The organism is Streptomyces sp. NPDC059398 (assembly GCF_042751845.1).
Taxonomy (GTDB): Bacteria; Actinomycetota; Actinomycetes; order Streptomycetales; family Streptomycetaceae; genus Streptomyces.
The window spans coordinates 26,653-44,234 of the sequence record NZ_JBHYWP010000017.1 but is presented as its reverse complement, the minus strand read 5'-3'; the positions used below and the strand labels follow the sequence as shown (position 1 = coordinate 44,234).

Genomic DNA, 17,582 nt, shown 5'->3' with positions numbered 1-17,582 from the left:
CCATGACCACGCCCGAAAGCACCGCCGCAGAGGTTCTGAGGCCGCATGCCGAGGACGCATTCGCCCACGAACTGCGCGCGCTCGCAGCCGCCGACGACCGCCCGCGTCCCGAGCGCTGGAAGCTCTCGCCCTGGGCCGTGGCCACCTACCTCCAGGGCGGCACGCTGCCCGACGGGACGGTGATCACCCCCAAGTACGTCGGACCGCGGCGCATCGTCGAAGTCGCCGTCACCACCCTCGCGACCGACCGTGCGCTGTTGCTGCTCGGAGTTCCGGGCACCGCCAAGACATGGGTCTCCGAGCATCTCGCGGCGGCCGTGAGCGGCGACTCCACCCTGCTCGTCCAGGGCACGGCCGGGACACCGGAGGAAGCGATCAGATACGGCTGGAACTACGCGCGGCTGCTGGCCCACGGGCCGAGCCGTGAGGCCCTGGTGCCCAGCCCGGTCATGCGGGCGATGGCGGACGGGACGACCGCACGCGTCGAGGAGCTGACCCGGATCCCCGCCGATGTGCAGGACACCCTGATCACGATCCTGTCCGAGAAGACCCTGCCCATCCCGGAGCTGGGCCAGGAGACACAGGCGGTCCGCGGATTCAACCTGATCGCCACCGCCAACGACCGCGACCGCGGGGTCAACGAGCTGTCCAGCGCGCTGCGCCGGCGTTTCAACACCGTGGTCCTGCCGCTGCCTTCCACCGCCGATGCGGAGGTCGACATCGTCTCTCGGCGCGTCGATCAGATCGGCCGGTCGCTCGATCTGCCGGCCGCTGCCGAAGGCATGGACGAGATCCGCCGGGTGGTGACCGTCTTCCGCGAGTTGCGCGGCGGGGTCACTTCCGACGGGCGCACCAAGGTCAAGTCCCCTTCGGGCACGCTGTCCACAGCCGAGGCGATCTCCGTCGTCACCAACGGCCTCGCTCTCGCCGCCCATTTCGGTGACGGGGTGCTCCGTCCGTCCGATGTCGCCGCAGGTCTGCTGGGCGCGGTCGTACGCGAGCCGGCCGCCGACCGGGTGATCTGGCAGGAGTATCTGGAGACGGTGGTACGGGAGCGGGACGGCTGGAAGGACTTCTACCGGGCGTGCCGCGAGGTCTCGGTATGACCGGGACCACGGCTTGCCCCGTACCCGGTGCGCACCGCGCGCGGGAGTCCGCCGTCACCGGGCAGAGCCGTTCCCCGGCAGCGCACGAGCTGTCCGCGCGCACCGCGCACCACGTGCCGGCCGGCCCGCTGCTGCTCGGCGTCCGGCACCACGGTCCGGGTTCGGCCCGTGCGGTACTGGCCGCGCTGGACGCCGTGGTGCCCGACGCCGTGCTGGTCGAGGGGCCGCCGGAGGGGGACGCGTTGCTGCCGCTCGCAGCGGACGAGGGCATGAGGCCACCGGTGGCGCTCCTCGCCCATGTGGTGGGCGATCCGGGCCGGGCGGCGTTCTGGCCCCTGGCGGAGTTCTCCCCGGAGTGGGTGGCGATCCGCTGGGCGCAGCGACGTGGAGTGCCGGTCCGGTTCATCGATCTGCCCTCGGCCCACTCCCTGGCGATGGCCGATGAGGACCCCGCTCATGAACCTGTGGATCCGGTTGCGGACGGGCCCGGTGACAGCGGGGCCGAGGGGACTTCCGCCGGTGTGCGGATCGACCCCATCGGAGTGCTGGCCGAGACCGCAGGCTATGACGACGCCGAGCGCTGGTGGGAGGACGTCGTGGAGCACCGCGGCTCCGGTGGCCCGGGCGGCGCTCGTGGCTCCGGCGGCTCCGGCGGCTCCGGCGGTTCCGGCAGTTCCGGCGGTTCCGGCGGTTCCGGCGGTTCCGGCAGCCACGGTGGGAGCGGCGGCCCCGGTGGGCGCGGCCCGGGGAATGATCCTCTCGCGCCGTTCGCCGCACTCTCCGAAGCCATGGCGGCGCTCCGTGAGACCTACGGGGATGCGGGATTTCCCCGGGACCGGGTCCGCGAGGCGTATATGCGGATCCAACTTCGAGCGGCGAGGCGGGAGTTCGACGGCCCGGTGGCGGTCGTCTGCGGTGCCTGGCACGTTCCTGCCCTGGCGGTGAAGACCACCGTCGCGGCCGACCGGGCCCTGCTCAAGGCACTGCCCAAGGTGAAAGCAGAGATGACCTGGGTGCCGTGGACCCACCGGAGGCTCGCCCGGCGCAGCGGATACGGCGCGGGTATCGAGTCGCCCGGCTGGTACGGGCACCTGTTCGGTGCCGGTGACCGCCCGGTCGAGCGCTGGATGACCAAGGTCGCACGCCTGCTGCGCGACGAGGACCAGCAGGTGTCTTCCGCCCATGTCATCGAAGCCGTACGGCTCGCGGTGACGCTCGCCGCACTGCGCGGGCGCCCGCTGCCGGGGCTGACCGAGACGACCGACGCGGTGAAGGCGGTGATGTGCGAAGGGTCCGACGTACCGCTCGGGCTCGTCCAGGACCGGCTTGTCGTCGGCGAGGTGCTCGGAGAGGTCCCGGATGCCGCTCCTGCCGTACCTCTCCAGCGTGATCTGACCCGGGCCCAGCGTGCACTGCGGCTGCGTCCGGAAGGTGCCGGACGAGACCTGGACCTCGACCTGCGCAAGGAGACGGATGCCGGGCGGTCCCGGTTGTTGCACCGGTTGAGGCTTCTCGGGGTCGCCTGGGGCGAACCAGGCCGGGGCCGGGCGAGTACGGGCACGTTCCGGGAGAGCTGGCGGCTGCGCTGGGAACCGGAGCTGTCCCTGCGGGTTGCGGAGGCCGGCATGTGGGGGACGACCGTGCTCTCCGCCGCCACTGCCAGAGCCGCGTCCCAGGCCGTGTCCGCGACCGCCCTCGCCTCCGTCACCGCCCTTGCCGAGCAGTGTCTCCTGGCCGAACTGCCCGATGCGCTCCCGGTGGTGATGCGGGCCCTCACCGACCGCGCCGCGCTCGATACCGATGTAGGGCATCTCGCCGGTGCACTGCCCACGCTGGCCCGTTCCCTGCGGTACGGAAATGTGCGCTCCACCGGTACGGCGGCGCTCGCCGAGGTGACGGTGGGCCTGGCCGAGCGGATCTGCGTCGGTCTGCCATCGGCCTGTACGGGGCTGGACACGGACGGGGCGAACGAGATGCGGACCCATGTGGAGGGGGTCCACGCCGCGATCGGGCTGCTGCCGGATGCCGCGGGGCTGCGCGAGCGGTGGACCGAGGCGCTGCGCAGACTCTCCACTCGCGAATCCGTCACCGGGCTGATACGCGGGCGGGCTGTCCGCCTCCTGCTGGACGACGGGCAGCTCGCCGAAGAGGAGACAGCACGGCTCATGGGACTCGCCCTGTCGCCGGGCGCACCGCCCGCCGATGCCGCCGCCTGGATCGAGGGCTTTGTCGGCGGGGCCCCATGGGCGGGCACGCTCCTGGTCCACGACGAGCGGTTGCTCGGGCTGGTCGACGCGTGGCTGACGGGTGTTCCGGCGGAAGCGTTCACCGGCGTACTTCCGTTGCTGCGCCGTACGTTCTCGGCGTACGAGCCGGGCGTTCGCCGCACACTCGGCGAGCTCGTCGGACGCGGAACCGGCCCGGGTGGGGGCGGCCGGACCGGCGGAAGGAGTGGGGCCAGTGGGGACAGCGGGGCCGGGCGGGTCGGCGGGAGGGCCGAAGAATCGCTGCCCGGGTTCGGGGCCGGGCTCGATGCGGGGCGGGCTGGCGCGGTCCTGCCGGTGGTGCGGCTGCTCCTCGGCGGCTCAGCGGCCTCGCCGGCAGCCCGGGGGCCGGACGGGAAGGGAGAGACGGCCGGGTAGGTGGAGGGCCGAGCCGACGGCCGGCCGGCGGCCTGACAGGTGTCAACGATCCGATGGGGGAGCGCAGATGAACACGGTGGAGGAACGGCTGCGGCGCTGGAGGCTCGTCCTCGGGGGTGATGCGGCGGAGAGCGCCGGGGTGTCGCTCGGAGGCAGGGACGCAGCGATGGACGGGGCGCTCGGCGCGCTGTACGGCAACGGAAAGAAGGGAGGCGGACGGAGTGGCGGCCGGACGGCCGGGCTCGGGGCATCCGCACCGTCCGTCGCCCGCTGGCTGGGTGACATCCGTACGTACTTCCCGAGTTCGGTCGTCCAGGTGATGCAGCGCGATGCCATCGAACGCACAGGGCTGTCCGCCCTGTTGCTCGAACCGGAGATGCTGGAGGCCGTCGAGGCGGATGTGCACCTGGTCGGGACGCTGCTCTCGCTCAACAAAGCGATGCCCGAGACGGTCAGGGAGACGGCGCGAGCCGTCGTCCGCAAGGTGGTCGAGGAGTTGGAGAAGCGGTTCGCGGCGAAGATGCGGACCTCGGTCGGCGGTGCGTTGGACCGTTCCGCCAGGATCAGCAGACCGCGCCACCGGGACATCGACTGGGACCGCACCATCCGCGCCAACCTGAAGAACTATCTGCCGGAGTACGGCACGGTCGTTCCCGAGCGGCTCATCGGCTACGGTCACGCGGCCCGCTCGGTGAAGAAGGACGTCATCCTCTGCATCGACCAGTCGGGCTCGATGGCCGCATCGGTGGTCTATGCGTCGGTGTTCGGCGCGGTTCTCGCATCGATGCGCTCCCTCTCCACCCGCCTCGTCGTCTTCGACACGGCCTTTGTCGATCTGACGGAACAACTCGATGACCCCGTCGATGTCCTCTTCGGCACCCAACTCGGCGGCGGCACGGACATCAACAGGGCCCTGGCGTACTGCCAGAAGCAGATCACCCGGCCGACGGACACGGTGGTGGTGCTGATCAGCGACCTGTACGAGGGAGGGATACGGGACGAAATGCTGAAGCGGGTCGCGGCGATGAAGGCGTCGGGCACCCAGTTCGTCACGCTGCTCGCCCTGTCGGACGAGGGAGCACCGGCGTACGACCACGCCCATGCGGAGGGGCTGGCCGCACTGGGGGCACCCGCCTTCGCCTGTACGCCTGATCTCTTCCCGGACGTCATGGCCGCAGCGATCGAAAGGAGGCCCTTGCCCGTACCGGATACGGCGATGCGCCTGTGACCGGTACTGCGATGCGCCAGTGACCGACACCGTGATGCGCCAGTGACCGGACTCCGCTTTGCATCAGTAACCGGCTACCGCGGTGCACCGGTGCCCGGACGCCGCGGTGCACCCGCAGGAGGCCGCACGGCCGGGCCGCCGGGCGGGCGGCCGTTCATGGCGCCCCGTCCGCTGTGTCATCGGTCACCCTCGGCGACGTGGCGGACGCACTCCTCACCGGCGCTGTACCGCGTTCCTGACCGCTCCCTCGCCGCGTCGGCACAGCTCACCGGGCGGTTTCCCGGGGCGGTGGGGCCGCGCTGTCCGGGACGGGGGTTTGTGACCGTAATCACCGCGCAGGTGTGATCTGCGATTTAGGGACCCGGCGCCCACGGGGATAACCTGCGAGACGGACATGCCGCGTACTCGGACACCGTCTACGCCTCCCCAGTGACAGCGCAGTCACGTTGCCCTTCGCGGCACGCCCACGCAGACAAGTAACCGCGATCACTACTGCGACGACGATTTAAGCAAAGGGAGACGGACGCGCGTGGACCTGTTCGAGTACCAGGCGAGGGACCTCTTCGCCAAGCACGGTGTACCGGTGCTGGCCGGTGAAGTCATCGATACGCCTGAGGCGGCGCGCGAGGTGACCGAGCGTCTGGGCGGCAAGGCCGTCGTCAAGGCGCAGGTCAAGGTCGGCGGCCGTGGCAAGGCCGGCGGTGTGAAGCTCGCCTCCGACCCGGCCGACGCCGTGGCGAAGGCCGACGCCATTCTGGGCATGGACATCAAGGGCCACACGGTCCAGAGGGTCATGCTGGCCGAGACGGCGGACATCGCGGAGGAGTACTACGTCTCCTTCCTCCTCGATCGCACCAACCGCACCTTCCTCGCCATGGCCTCGGTCGAGGGCGGCGTGGAGATCGAGGTCGTCGCCGAGGAGAACCCCGACGCGCTGGCCAAGATCCCGGTCGACGCCAACGAGGGCTGCACCCCGGAGAAGGCCGCGGAGATCGTGGCCGCGGCGAAGTTCCCGGCCGAGATCGCCGGCCAGGTCGCCGACGTGCTGCAGAAGCTGTGGACCGTCTTCATCAAGGAGGACGCGCTCCTCGTTGAGGTCAACCCGCTGATCAAGTCCGGCGACGGCAAGATCATCGCCCTTGACGGCAAGGTCTCGCTCGACGAGAACGCCGACTTCCGCCAGCCCGACCACGAGGCGCTTGAGGACAAGGCAGCAGCCAACCCGCTCGAGGCTGCCGCCAAGGCCAAGAACCTCAACTACGTCAAGCTCGACGGCGAGGTCGGCATCATCGGCAACGGCGCGGGGCTCGTCATGAGCACCCTCGACGTCGTCGCGTACGCCGGTGAGAAGCACAGCAACGTGAAGCCCGCCAACTTCCTCGACATCGGTGGCGGCGCCTCCGCCGAGGTCATGGCGAACGGCCTGGAGATCATCCTCGGCGACCCGGACGTCAAGTCCGTGTTCGTCAACGTCTTCGGCGGCATCACCGCGTGCGACGAGGTCGCCAACGGCATCGTCCAGGCGCTTGAGCTCCTCAAGTCGAAGGGCGAAGCGGTCACCAAGCCGCTGGTCGTCCGTCTCGACGGCAACAACGCGGAGCTGGGTCGCAAGATCCTGTCGGACGCCAACCACCCGCTCGTGCAGCGTGTGGACACCATGGACGGCGCGGCCGACAAGGCCGCCGAGCTCGCGGCTGCGAAGTAAGGGAACAGGTCACCAACACCATGGCTATTTTCCTGACCAAGGAAAGCAAGGTCATCGTCCAGGGGATGACCGGCGCCACCGGCATGAAGCACACCAAGCTCATGCTCGCTGACGGCACCAACATCGTCGGCGGCGTGAACCCCCGCAAGGCCGGCACCTCCGTCGACTTCGACGGCACCGACGTCCCCGTGTTCGGCACGGTCGCCGAGGCCATCGAGAAGACCGGTGCCGACGTCTCGGTCCTCTTCGTGCCGCCGGCCTTCTCGAAGGCCGCCGTCGTCGAGGCGATCGACGCCGAGATCCCGCTCGCGGTCGTCATCACCGAGGGCATCGCCGTCCACGACTCGGCCGCGTTCTACGCGTACGCCAAGTCGAAGGGCGACAAGACCCGGATCATCGGCCCGAACTGCCCCGGCCTGATCACCCCCGGCCAGTCCAACGCCGGCATCATCCCGGGCGACATCACCAAGCCCGGCCGTATCGGTCTCGTCTCCAAGTCGGGCACGCTGACCTACCAGATGATGTACGAGCTCCGTGACATCGGCTTCTCGTCGGCCGTCGGCATCGGTGGCGACCCGGTCATCGGTACGACCCACATCGACGCCCTCGCGGCGTTCGAGGCGGACCCCGAGACCGACCTCATCGTGATGATCGGTGAGATCGGCGGCGACGCCGAGGAGCGTGCGGCCGACTACATCGCGAAGAACGTGACGAAGCCGGTCGTCGGCTATGTCGCGGGCTTCACGGCGCCCGAGGGCAAGACCATGGGCCACGCAGGCGCCATCGTCTCCGGCTCCTCCGGCACCGCCCAGGCGAAGAAGGAAGCGCTGGAGGCCGCGGGCGTCAAGGTCGGCAAGACGCCGACCGAGACGGCCAAGCTGGCTCGGGCGATCCTCGCCGGCGCGTAGCGGACCCGGGTTTCCCGGACAGTCCCAGCACTGCGGAGCGGGCCCGTTCCTCCTGGTTTTCAGGGGGTGCGGGCCCGCTCGTGCGTGCTGGGGCGGGAAGCCTCGGAGTTGACCGGGCGGGTGTGGTGAGGCCCGGCCGGGTCAGCGCAGTTGTGGCACCAGGCGTTCCGGGCCGTTCGCCGGGAGCGTCCGGAGCCTCTGCTGCAGCTTCTTGTCCTCGGCGGTCAGCCGCTGCGGGCCCCCGCGTGGCGGGACACCCTGCACGCGGTGCGGGGCCCCGGTCGGCCGTGCGTAGTGAGTGGGGGCCGTGACCAGCGTGAACGCCGTCAGGGCCGTCAGCAGGACAATGCTCCCGATGGTGAGCCGCGTCCAGAACCGGGTTCTGCGCTCACTCCCGGTCCGTACGGCGCGGGCCTCCGGGAGCGCGGCTTCGAGCCCGGTGAGGGCGAGGGCACCCAGGCGTTCCCGGAACTGCCCGGGTTCTTCCAGCCCGGGCAGGGACCGGGCCACGGCGGCCCGCGCGTAAAGCAGCCGGTTCGCGGCGGCGCGGGTGGTCGCCTCTGTCTCGGCCGCGGTCTCGGGGAGGTCGAGACCGAGTCCGTCGTACAGCAGCAGGGTGCGCCGGTAGGCGGGCGGCAGGCGGAGCACGGCCTCGCGCAGCGGGCCCTGTACGGGGTCCGTGGTGCGGGGGTCGGGGCGCGCGCCCTTGCGGCTCAGCCGGCGCCAGGGCGACACGGCGTACTCGTACGCCGCAGCGCGTACCCAACCCGCCGGGTCGCGGTCCGTCGCGACCTCCGGCCATCGCTGCCACGCCAGGTGGAACGCGCGCTCGACCGCCTGCCCGGCGAGACGGCGGCGACCGGTGAGCACATAGGTCTGGTGTACGAGACCGGGTGCGGCCTGGGCGTAGAGCATGTCGAAGGCTTCGGAAGGGGTGAGAGCGGGGGCGCTGGACGAATCTTCCGGGCCGGACGCGCTCGCTGCCTCTGCGGTGCTTGCCTCGGCGGCCGTTGCCTCTGTGTCCGTCGCTCCCGTGTCCGTCGCTCCCGCGCTTGTCGTCTTCGCGGCCGTTACGTCTGTCGCCGTTGCGTCCGCGGTCGTTGCGTCCGCGGCCGTTGGCTCTGCGGTCGTGGCCTCTGACGGTGTCGCGTCCGCAGGTGCTGCAACAGGGACTGCCGCTTCCGTAGGTGCCGTGTCCGTAGGCGTCGTGTTCGCGGGCGCCGTGTCCGCGGGTGCTGAGTCGGGAGGTGCCGCTTCTCCGGGTGCCCCATCAGGAGGCACGACTTCTGACGGCTGTTCCTTCGCGCGAGGTGCCTCTGGCGGTGCTGCCTCGTGCTGGCCTTGCGCCGGCTGCCCGGCGCCCGGCGGCTTCGCCCGGCGTGCTCGGCGCCGCTTCTTCGGGGAGCGCAGTTCCGTCATGCGGTGCCCCCGGCGCTGCTCACGGCAGAGAGCGAGTCCGAAAAGTGCATAAACGTATATTGAGTGACACGACCGGCCTTTGCCTGTTACGCGGTGAAAGCGCGTGTCGTTGGCAGCATGGCCCGCGTGATTCAGATGACCGAACGCAGCCCGTCGCTCGCCCCCGTGCGGAGCCGGTCCGCCGTGCTGGCCGACTGTGTGCTGCGAGGCGGACTCGCGGCGGCGCTCGGACTCGGCTCGCTGACCGTGCTGGTGATGCTGCTGTGGATCAGCTCGCCCTATCCCGACAGCGGGCCCGGTGGCGCACTGCATGTCACGGCCGCGCTGTGGCTGCTCGCCCATGGCACCGAGCTGACCAGGCATGACACCACATCCGGGGTGCCTGCCCCGCTGGGCCTGGTGCCGATGCTGCTGGTGATCCTGCCGGTATGGCTGGTCCAGCGGGCCGCGCGTGCCGCGTTCGACCCGGCGAACGGCCGCCCGGGTCCCTCGGTGCACGGCGCTCTCGCGGCGGTGACCAGTGGCTATCTCCTGGTGGCCGCCCTGGTGACGTGGTACGCGTCGGACGGGCCGCTGTCCGTCCGGCCGTTGAGCGCACTGTGGCATCTGCCGCTCGTCGCCGGAGTCGCGGCCGGGGTGGGCGTGTGGCGGGCGCGGGCCTTCCCGCGTGAGCCGTTCAGTGGCTGGGGGCGCGCACCGTACGCCGGTGGTGGGGCGCTTCCCGCCGGCGTGCGACGTGCACTCCGCGACCCCCGGGTGCCGACCGCGCTGCGGGCCGGAGTCGCTGCCGTCGCTGTGCTGGCGGGTGGGGGTGCGCTGTTGGTCGGCGGTTCACTGGTGTGGCACGGGGGCGCCGCGCAGGAATCGTTCCTGCGGTTGACCGGCGCCTGGTCGGGGCGGTTCACCGTGCTGCTGCTGGCCGCCGCGCTCGTACCCAACGCGGCGCTGTGGGGGGCTTCGTACGCACTCGGTCCCGGTTTCACCCTCGGTACCGGTTCCGTGGTGACACCGCTCGTGGTCACCGGAAATGCCGCGCTGCCCTACTTCCCGCTGCTGGCCGCTCTGCCGGGGCCGGGCAGCGGGACGCCGCTGACCTGGGCGGTCGCGGGTGTGCCGGTGGCAGCGGGGGCCGTGCTCGGCTGGTTCGTGACACGGGTACGGGACGACGGCCGGGCCGGGACCTTCGGCGGTACCGCGCTCATGGCCCTGTCGGCGGCAGTCGTCTGTGCGGCGGTGATGGCCGGTCTGGCTGCTCTGTCCGGCGGACCGCTCGGTACTGGAAGGCTGACGTCCTTCGGCCCGGTGTGGTGGCACACCAGCGTGGCCACGCTCGCCTGGACCGTGGGAACCGGCCTTCCCGTGGCACTCCTCCGGCGCTGGTGGGCGCTGCGCAGCAGCCGGGCCGGTGCCGCTGCCGGGTCCGGGGCCGCTGGGGTGGAGGCCCCTGCGGACAGAGAGGCCACTGCGGACGGAGTGGCAGCGGTGCGGGTGGGGGTGCAGGCTCCGGCGGAAGTTCAGGCCCGGATGGGCGTCGCTCCGGCGGAGGCCCCGGCCTCCGCGAAAGCCATGGCCCCGGGCCCGGTGGGAGACCCGGCCCCGGTGGAGCCGGAGGCGCACGAAGGCGGGGGCATGGGTGCCTCTGGAGAGGCCGAGGGGAAGGGGGATGTTCCCGCAGGCGACAGCAGCGGCGACAGCAACGGCGGCAGCGACGACGGAGCGCGCGCGGGGCGGTGGGCTGCGCTGCGGGCCCTGTCCGGGCGGCTGTTCGCGAAGTTCCCTCTCACGGATGCACAGGACACGTTCCCGTCCTCCACCTCTACTTCCACCTCCACCCCTACTTCCACCTCCACGTCCTCATCGGCCGGATCTCCCGGGTTCTCCGAACCCCCCGCCGCATCGCCGCTCCCATCCGGAGACGCGGGCGCTGTCAAGCAGCCCCGCCGGTCCGAGCAACTACAGCGGTCCGAGGAGGCCGAGAATGCCGACGAGGGCGGTGCCGACGCCCCCGAGAGCCCGGAAGCTGTCAGCCCGGCCGGCCTTCCCGCACAGTCCGACGGAGCCGAGGGTGAGCCTTCGCGTGGTGACGGCCCTGGTCACGATGGTCACGATGCCGGTTCCAGCACCGGAACCGGCCCGGACATCGGGCCGCCGGTGCCCCGTACCGACGAGGACTGAGCCGCACAACCCTCAGCGCGACCGCCGGCTTCCGCCCGCGTACGCCCTCGTACCTACTTCTTCGTGCCGAGAACCGGAACCAGTGAGTGCGGCAGCTTCTTGTTGCAGGCGATCTGGCCCTGCTTCGTCAGGGCGTCGTTCACACAGGTGTAGTAGTCCCGGTACACGAGCTGCGCCGAGAACGTCAGGATCACGATCAGCAGCGCGAGTCCCGCGGTCACCAGGCCGCTCACCGCAGCGGTGATCTGCTGCTTGGACGAGGCGGCCGACGCACCGGCGTACGGACCGGTGTACGGGCCCCCGTACGGACCCGGTTGCCCACCGGGGGCAGGCGGTGCCGTCGGCGCCGGAGGGACGTCAGGACTGGGCTGCCGCCCGTCGGCCGGAGGCGGGGGCGTCGGAGGCATCGGGGGCGCCGCCTGCTGCGGCGCTGTCGAGGAGGCGGCGCCCCGGTGCGCGCCGGAGCCCGTCTGCGGCTTGGCGCGCAGGGCGCTGACGCCCCAGTAGACCGCGAGTGCGCCGAGCAGCAGGCCGATCTCCGGCAGGTTGAAGAGGGCGAAGAAGAACGCCCACATTCCGGCGAGCAGCGCATAGCGCGCCCGGCGCTGGGCCGGGTCCTTCGGATCCCAGCGCAGGGACGGACCAGGGCCGCCCTGGCCGCCGTTCCGCCCGTTTCCCGGGTCGTCCGGGCCGCCCGCCGGTCGCTGAGGGCCGCCGCCGAACCCGCCGTCATGGCGGCCCGGCTGAACCGGGCTCCACTGGCCTCCCCGGCCGTGGGACGACGAATCCGACGGAGACGAGCCGTCGCCGCCATCCCCCTCGCCGCTCCCGCTCCCGCCGCCGTTTCCGTCACCGCCCGCCGGGTGCTGCGGCTGCCGGGGCCGCCACGGCTGCTCGGGCCGGTCGGCGGGCGGCGGTGCGAACGGGTTGTCGTCGTCGGGTTCCGTCGAGGAGGGCCGGCGTTCCCGCAGCAGCATGGAGCCCTGCCCGTGCAGCGGGGTGCGGAGAGTCGCGCGGTGGCGTCGGTCCTGCATCTGGTGAACGTCTTCCCCTCGATCGGTTCCTGCCCGGGAGACAGGTCCTGTCCCCAGACGCTACCTCTCGGCCGTGCCCCCGTCCCGTGGGGGCCTTTCGGTGTGCCGGTATCGTTGCCGACGGTCGGCGCGTTCGTAGAGTTCCCCGTATCGGGGGCTGCGCTCTATTCGTACGACCGCACAAGTCGTATCCAGAAAGGGCCCCGCCGTGGCCTCCCCGTCCTCTCCCGCCCGTCTGGTCGTGCTGGTCTCCGGTTCCGGAACCAATCTGCAGGCCCTGCTCGATGCCATCGCCGCCGATCCGGCCGGCTATGGAGCCGAGATCGTCGCGGTCGGCGCCGACCGCGACAACATCGCCGGACTCGACCGCGCCCGCGACGCCGGACTGCCGACCTTCGTCTGCAGGGTGAAGGAGTACGCGGACCGCGACGCGTGGGATGCGGCGCTGGCCGAGGCCACCGCCGCCCACGCACCCGACCTGGTCGTGTCGGCCGGTTTCATGAAGATCGTGGGGAAGCGGTTCCTCGCGGCCTTCGGGGGCCGGTTCGTCAATACGCATCCGGCCCTGCTGCCCGCGTTCCCCGGCACTCACGGAGTGCGCGACGCGCTCGCGTACGGGGCCAGGGTCACCGGCTGCACCGTCCACTTCGTCGACGACGGCGTCGACACCGGTCCGATCATCGCGCAGGGTGTGGTCGAGATCCGGGAGCAGGACGACGAAAGCGCTCTTCATGAGCGCATCAAGGAAGTCGAGCGGAAGCTGCTCGTCGATGTCGTGGGGCGTCTGGCCCGTAACGGCTACCGCATTGAGGGACGAAAGGTTCAGGTCGGTGCACACCGAGAACACCGTTAAGCCCATCCGGCGCGCGCTCGTCAGCGTCTACGACAAGTCGGGTCTGGAGGAGCTGGCCCTCGGGCTGCACGAGGCGGGCGTCACGCTCGTCTCCACCGGATCCACCGCGGCGAAGATCGCCGCTGCCGGTGTGCCGGTCACCAAGGTCGAGGAGCTCACCGGTTTCCCGGAGTGCCTCGACGGCCGGGTCAAGACGCTGCACCCCCGGGTGCACGCCGGGATCCTCGCCGATCTGCGCCTGGAGGACCACCGCAGGCAGCTCGCCGAGCTGGAGGTGGAGCCCTTCGACCTGGTCGTGGTGAACCTCTACCCCTTCACCGAGACCGTCGCGTCCGGCGCCACACCGGACGAGTGCGTCGAGCAGATCGACATCGGCGGCCCCTCGATGGTCCGCGCCGCTGCCAAGAACCACCCGTCGGTGGCGGTCGTCACCAGCCCCGGCCGGTACGCGGACGTCCTCACCGCCGTCAGGGGCGGCGGCTTCGACCTCACCGCGCGCAAGCGGCTCGCGGCCGAGGCATTCCGGCACACCGCCGCGTACGACGTGGCGGTCGCCGGCTGGTTCGCCGACGGTTACGCGGCGGCCGACGACAGCGGCTTCCCCGAGTTCCTCGGTGCGACGTACGAGCGCGGCAACGTCCTGCGCTACGGCGAGAACCCGCACCAGGGCGCCGCGCTGTACGTCTCCGGTACGGGTGGTCTCGCCCAGGCCGAGCAGCTGCACGGCAAGGAGATGTCGTACAACAACTACACGGACACCGACGCCGCGCGCCGGGCCGCCTACGACCACACCGAGCCCTGTGTGGCGATCATCAAGCACGCCAACCCCTGCGGTATCGCGGTCGGTGACGACCTGGCGGAGGCGCACCGCAAGGCGCACGCCTGCGACCCGGTCTCCGCGTACGGCGGTGTGATCGCGGTCAACCGTCCGGTCACCGTGGAGCTGGCCGAGCAGATCGCCCCCATCTTCACCGAGGTCGTCGTCGCTCCGGCATACGAGGACGGCGCGGTCGACGTGCTGGCGCGCAAGAAGAACATCCGGGTGCTGCGCTGTCCCGAGGGGCCGTCGGCCGCCACCGAGGTCAAACAGATCGACGGCGGCGCGCTGCTCCAGGCCACCGACCGGCTGCAGGCCGAGGGCGACGACCCGGCGAACTGGACGCTGGCGTCCGGTGAGGCGCTCGGTGCGGCCGAGCTGGCCGAGCTGTCCTTCGCCTGGAAGGCGTGCCGGGCTGTGAAGTCCAACGCGATCCTGCTCGCCAAGGACGGCGCGTCCGTCGGTGTGGGGATGGGCCAGGTCAACCGGGTCGACTCCGCGAAGCTCGCCGTCGAGCGTGCGGGCGAGGAGCGGGCGCGGGGGGCGTACGCCGCATCGGACGCGTTCTTCCCGTTCCCGGACGGCTTCGAGATCCTGGCGGACGCCGGGGTCAGGGCCGTGGTGCAGCCGGGCGGTTCGGTCCGTGACGAGCTGGTCGTGGAGGCCGCGAAGAAGGCGGGCGTGACGATGTACTTCACGGGGACGCGGCACTTCTTCCACTGAGCGACACCACTGGGCCACGCCACTGGGCCGCTGATTACCAGCGATGTGGGGCCGTACGGCCGAGGGCCGCAACTCCGCGCGATATGCGCCGGGTTGCGGCCCTCGGGGCTCAGCAGGGTGCGGGTCAGCCGACCTTGACGACCACGGTCGAGCAGATCTTGTCCGCGAACGTCTGCTTCTTGGAGTCCCACGCCGGCCACAGCCAGCCCAGGTAGCAGGCGAGGCTGTCCACGAAGTGGGCGAGGTAGCGGACGAAGGACATGCCGAAGCCCAGGTACTGGCCGTCGGCCTCGCGCCGCAGGCTGATGCCCAGGGCCTTCTTCCCGATGAACTGGCCGGTGGTGCCCTCCTTGTACAGCTTGAAGAGCCCGAGCCCGATACCGACGAGGACACCGATCACGACGAGCGCGGAACCGGCGCCACCGCCGACGCCGCCACCGATGCCGACGATGATGCCGTACGGGACGCCGATGACCAGGCCGTCGATGAACATGGCGCCGCACCGGCTCCACCAGCCGGCGAACGGGGGCATGCTGCCGTAACCGCCGGGCTGCTGGGGGTAGCCGCCGCCGTAGTTCTGCTGGACCGGCGGGGCCTGCGGGTAGCCGTAACCGGGCTGCTGCGGCACGCCCTGCGGAGCCTGCTGCGGGTATCCGTAGCCCGGCTGCTGGGGCTGGCCCTGCGGCTGCTGCCCCGGCGGCGGGCCGTAGGGGTTGTTCGGGTTCGGTTCGCCGAAGCTCATGGCTGAATTCCTCCGTTGGTTCTGCGGGGACGGCGCGGTTCGAGCGGAGGATTGGTGAAGAAACGACAGAGCGGTCTGCCCCCCGGTACTGGCCGCGACACTGCGATCCACATCGTTCTCAATGCCGCGTAAGTTTGTCCAGTCGGAGACCGTATGCGTTGTGCAAGTGCAACTTGGGCGATCACGCCGCCCCTGAAAGAATGGCTCGTATGACAGCCCAGATTCTCGATGGCAAGGCCACCGCGGCCGCGATCAAGTCCGATCTGACCGTCCGCGTGGCGGCCCTCAAGGAGAAGGGAGTGGCCCCCGGTCTCGGCACTCTGCTCGTCGGCGACGACCCCGGCAGCCGCTGGTACGTCAACGGCAAGCACCGCGACTGCGCCGAGGTCGGTATCGGTTCCATCCAGCGCGAACTCCCCGGCACCGCAACGCAGGAGGACATCGAGGCGGTTGTCCGGGAGCTCAACGAGAATCCCGAATGCACCGGCTACATCGTGCAGTTGCCGCTCCCCAAGGGCATCGACACCAACCGTGTCCTGGGGCTGATGGATCCGGCCAAGGACGCGGACGGGCTGCACCCCACCAGCCTCGGCAAGCTGGTGCTGAACGAGGAGGGCCCGCTGCCCTGCACCCCGTACGGCATCATCCAGCTGCTCCGCCACCACGGTGTGGAGATCGCCGGGGCGCATGTCGTGGTCGTCGGCCGCGGTATCACCGTGGGCCGCTCCATCCCGCTGCTGCTGACCCGTAAGTCCGAGAACGCGACCGTCACCCAGTGCCACACCGGCACCCGTGACCTTCCCGCGTTGCTCAGGCAGGCGGACATCATCGTCTCCGCGGCCGGTGTGCGGCACATCATCAACCCCGAGGACGTCAAGCCGGGGGCCGCTGTCCTGGACGTCGGTGTCAGCAGGGACGAGAACGGAAAGATCGCCGGGGATGTGCACCCCGGTGTCGCCGATGTGGCCGGCTGGGTCTCGCCGAACCCGGGTGGTGTGGGCCCGATGACCCGCGCGCAGCTGCTGGTGAACGTCGTGGAGGCGGCGGAGCGCAGTGTCGGCTGACGCGGCCGCGCTGATGGGGCCGGGGCCCGAGGAGCCGGTGGGGCAGACGGGGCCTGGGGACGGTAAGTCGACGGGGCCTGGGGCTGAGCCCGAGCCGGAGGGTGCGAAGCAGGCGGCCACCGGTAAGTCGGCGGCTTCCGGTAATCCGGCTGGTTCCGGGAGCGCCGGGCCGGAGAGGTCCGATGCGTCCGGGCAGTCCGATGCGTCCGGGCAGTCCGACGAGCCCGCCGGGTCCGCCGCGTCCGGGCAGTCCGGTGCGCCGGAGACTCCCGCCGAGCCCGGCAGCCCTGAGCCCCGGGGCCCCGAGGCAGCCGAGGCCGGGAGCGCCGAGGCCGGAGCCTCCGAAGCCGAGGCTTCCGGGGCCGGGGAGTCCGGGCGTTCCGGGGCGCATCCGGCCACTCCGCAGGAGGAGGCTGGAGCCGAGGGCCCCGAGCCGGGCGAGGCCGGTGCGCCGGAGGGGCGGGACGCGGTCAGCGCGCCCGGCCCGGACGGTGAGCCGGTCCGGACGACCCGGCGCTTCCCCCGCGTGACGCGGGACACCGCGCGGCCCGAGGGCGGCGGCCGGGCGGCCCCCGGTGACGCGCCGGCCCCCGCCAGGCAGTGGCCGCTGCTCACGGTGCTCGTCACCATCGGCGTCGGACTGCTGCTCGTTGCCTTCGACGTGACACGGGTGGGGCTGCTGCTGGTCGGAATCGCTCTGCTCGGCGGTGCCGTGATGCGCGGATGGGTGCGTTCCGTCGGGATGCTCGCGGTGCGTTCACGCTTCACCGACATGGTCACGTACGGCGTACTGGGTTTCCTCATCACGCTGCTGGCGCTCATGGTCCAGCCGAAGCCGTGGCTGGAGCTGCCGTTCCTCGAAGGGCTGATGCGGTTCACCGTGCGGTGACGCCGAACTCCCCTTGCCCGCCGGGCCGCTGACCGGCCGTACGCCTCCCGGGCGGATACCGGAGGCGTACGAGAGGCCGCCGGGACGCCGCCGGGCCGCTCCGGGACGCCGCCGGAAAATAAATGGGAATCAGGGGGAGTGGCCCGCGATTCCCGGGGCAAGCGGACCCTATCCCCCCACGGGTGCTTGCACCCGGCGGTGGCCGCCGGCGCCGCCCCCCCCCCGGGCGCGGGCGGCCCCCCCCCCGGCCCGGGGGGCGGGACGAAGGCGGGGTGGG

General features: G+C 71.4%; 13 protein-coding genes. 10 read left to right on the top strand and 3 right to left on the bottom strand.

Annotation, left to right across the window (positions count from 1 at the left end; genetic code table 11):
• Positions 1-2: 2 nt before the first annotated feature.
• The 5 genes from ACFXBC_RS08990 to sucD all read left to right on the top strand — a co-directional run bounded on the left by ACFXBC_RS08990 (position 3) and on the right by sucD (position 7,589).
• On the top strand, positions 3-1,106 hold the full coding sequence (locus ACFXBC_RS08990; RefSeq protein WP_385020480.1) for an AAA family ATPase: 1,104 nt from the start codon (positions 3-5) through the stop codon (positions 1,104-1,106).
• A complete protein-coding gene (locus tag ACFXBC_RS08985; protein ID WP_385020477.1) occupies positions 1,103-3,748 on the top strand; it encodes a DUF5682 family protein in 2,646 nt (881 codons plus the stop codon). Before ACFXBC_RS08990 ends, ACFXBC_RS08985 begins: the two co-directional genes overlap by 4 nt.
• A 67-nt stretch (positions 3,749-3,815) precedes the next feature.
• Positions 3,816-4,976, top strand: a complete 1,161-nt coding sequence (locus ACFXBC_RS08980) for a VWA domain-containing protein (RefSeq protein ID WP_385020474.1) — start codon at positions 3,816-3,818, stop codon at positions 4,974-4,976.
• A 529-nt stretch (positions 4,977-5,505) separates the two neighbouring features.
• Positions 5,506-6,681: an ADP-forming succinate--CoA ligase subunit beta gene (gene sucC, locus ACFXBC_RS08975; RefSeq protein WP_327295775.1), complete on the top strand. Its 1,176-nt coding sequence runs from the start codon at positions 5,506-5,508 to the stop codon at positions 6,679-6,681.
• Between the two features lie 20 nt (positions 6,682-6,701).
• Positions 6,702-7,589 (top strand): succinate--CoA ligase subunit alpha, encoded by an 888-nt coding sequence (gene sucD / locus ACFXBC_RS08970; protein WP_385020471.1) that lies wholly within the window; start codon positions 6,702-6,704, stop codon positions 7,587-7,589.
• Between the two features lie 141 nt (positions 7,590-7,730).
• Here sucD and ACFXBC_RS08965 read toward each other — a convergent pair whose 3' ends face one another.
• A complete protein-coding gene (locus ACFXBC_RS08965; RefSeq protein ID WP_385020468.1) occupies positions 7,731-8,504 on the bottom strand; it encodes a sigma factor-like helix-turn-helix DNA-binding protein in 774 nt (257 codons plus the stop codon).
• 639 nt (positions 8,505-9,143) lie between these two features.
• Between ACFXBC_RS08965 and ACFXBC_RS08960 the strand changes: the two genes are divergently transcribed.
• On the top strand, positions 9,144-11,183 hold the full coding sequence (locus tag ACFXBC_RS08960) for a DUF6350 family protein (protein ID WP_385020573.1): 2,040 nt from the start codon (positions 9,144-9,146) through the stop codon (positions 11,181-11,183).
• 53 nt (positions 11,184-11,236) lie between these two features.
• Here ACFXBC_RS08960 and ACFXBC_RS08955 read toward each other — a convergent pair whose 3' ends face one another.
• Positions 11,237-12,217, bottom strand: coding sequence for a hypothetical protein (locus tag ACFXBC_RS08955; protein ID WP_385020465.1), 981 nt, complete (start codon positions 12,215-12,217; stop codon positions 11,237-11,239).
• 208 nt (positions 12,218-12,425) lie between these two features.
• Between ACFXBC_RS08955 and purN the strand changes: the two genes are divergently transcribed.
• Positions 12,426-13,070: a phosphoribosylglycinamide formyltransferase gene (gene purN / locus ACFXBC_RS08950; protein WP_385020462.1), complete on the top strand. Its 645-nt coding sequence runs from the start codon at positions 12,426-12,428 to the stop codon at positions 13,068-13,070.
• Positions 12,988-14,610, top strand: coding sequence for a bifunctional phosphoribosylaminoimidazolecarboxamide formyltransferase/IMP cyclohydrolase (gene purH, locus ACFXBC_RS08945; RefSeq protein WP_385020570.1), 1,623 nt, complete (start codon positions 12,988-12,990; stop codon positions 14,608-14,610). The genes purN and purH overlap by 83 nt, the downstream gene beginning before the upstream one ends.
• Before the next feature lie 124 nt (positions 14,611-14,734).
• Here the strand turns inward: purH and ACFXBC_RS08940 are convergent, their stop codons facing one another.
• Positions 14,735-15,352 carry an RDD family protein gene (locus tag ACFXBC_RS08940; protein WP_385020459.1) on the bottom strand — a complete coding sequence of 206 codons (618 nt, stop codon included), beginning with the start codon at positions 15,350-15,352 and terminating at the stop codon, positions 14,735-14,737.
• A 209-nt stretch (positions 15,353-15,561) separates the two neighbouring features.
• Here ACFXBC_RS08940 and ACFXBC_RS08935 point away from each other — a divergent pair, with 209 nt between their 5' ends.
• Positions 15,562-16,416 (top strand): bifunctional methylenetetrahydrofolate dehydrogenase/methenyltetrahydrofolate cyclohydrolase, encoded by an 855-nt coding sequence (locus ACFXBC_RS08935; protein WP_385020456.1) that lies wholly within the window; start codon positions 15,562-15,564, stop codon positions 16,414-16,416.
• The gene (locus ACFXBC_RS08930; RefSeq protein WP_385020453.1) at positions 16,406-17,305 is read left to right on the top strand and encodes a DUF3017 domain-containing protein; all 900 of its coding nucleotides are present in this window, start codon (positions 16,406-16,408) and stop codon (positions 17,303-17,305) included. Before ACFXBC_RS08935 ends, ACFXBC_RS08930 begins: the two co-directional genes overlap by 11 nt.
• Positions 17,306-17,582: the final 277 nt, after the last annotated feature.

Coding starts and splice junctions, on each gene's coding strand:
- ACFXBC_RS08955 (WP_385020465.1), bottom strand. CDS start 12,217: ATGCAGGACCGACGCCACCGCGCGACTCTCCGCACCCCGCTGCACGGG.
- ACFXBC_RS08990 (WP_385020480.1), top strand. CDS start 3: ATGACCACGCCCGAAAGCACCGCCGCAGAGGTTCTGAGGCCGCATGCC.
- ACFXBC_RS08960 (WP_385020573.1), top strand. CDS start 9,144: ATGACCGAACGCAGCCCGTCGCTCGCCCCCGTGCGGAGCCGGTCCGCC.
- ACFXBC_RS08940 (WP_385020459.1), bottom strand. CDS start 15,352: ATGAGCTTCGGCGAACCGAACCCGAACAACCCCTACGGCCCGCCGCCG.
- ACFXBC_RS08935 (WP_385020456.1), top strand. CDS start 15,562: ATGACAGCCCAGATTCTCGATGGCAAGGCCACCGCGGCCGCGATCAAG.
- ACFXBC_RS08965 (WP_385020468.1), bottom strand. CDS start 8,504: ATGCTCTACGCCCAGGCCGCACCCGGTCTCGTACACCAGACCTATGTG.
- purH (WP_385020570.1), top strand. CDS start 12,988: ATGTCGTGGGGCGTCTGGCCCGTAACGGCTACCGCATTGAGGGACGAA.
- sucD (WP_385020471.1), top strand. CDS start 6,702: ATGGCTATTTTCCTGACCAAGGAAAGCAAGGTCATCGTCCAGGGGATG.
- ACFXBC_RS08980 (WP_385020474.1), top strand. CDS start 3,816: ATGAACACGGTGGAGGAACGGCTGCGGCGCTGGAGGCTCGTCCTCGGG.
- ACFXBC_RS08985 (WP_385020477.1), top strand. CDS start 1,103: ATGACCGGGACCACGGCTTGCCCCGTACCCGGTGCGCACCGCGCGCGG.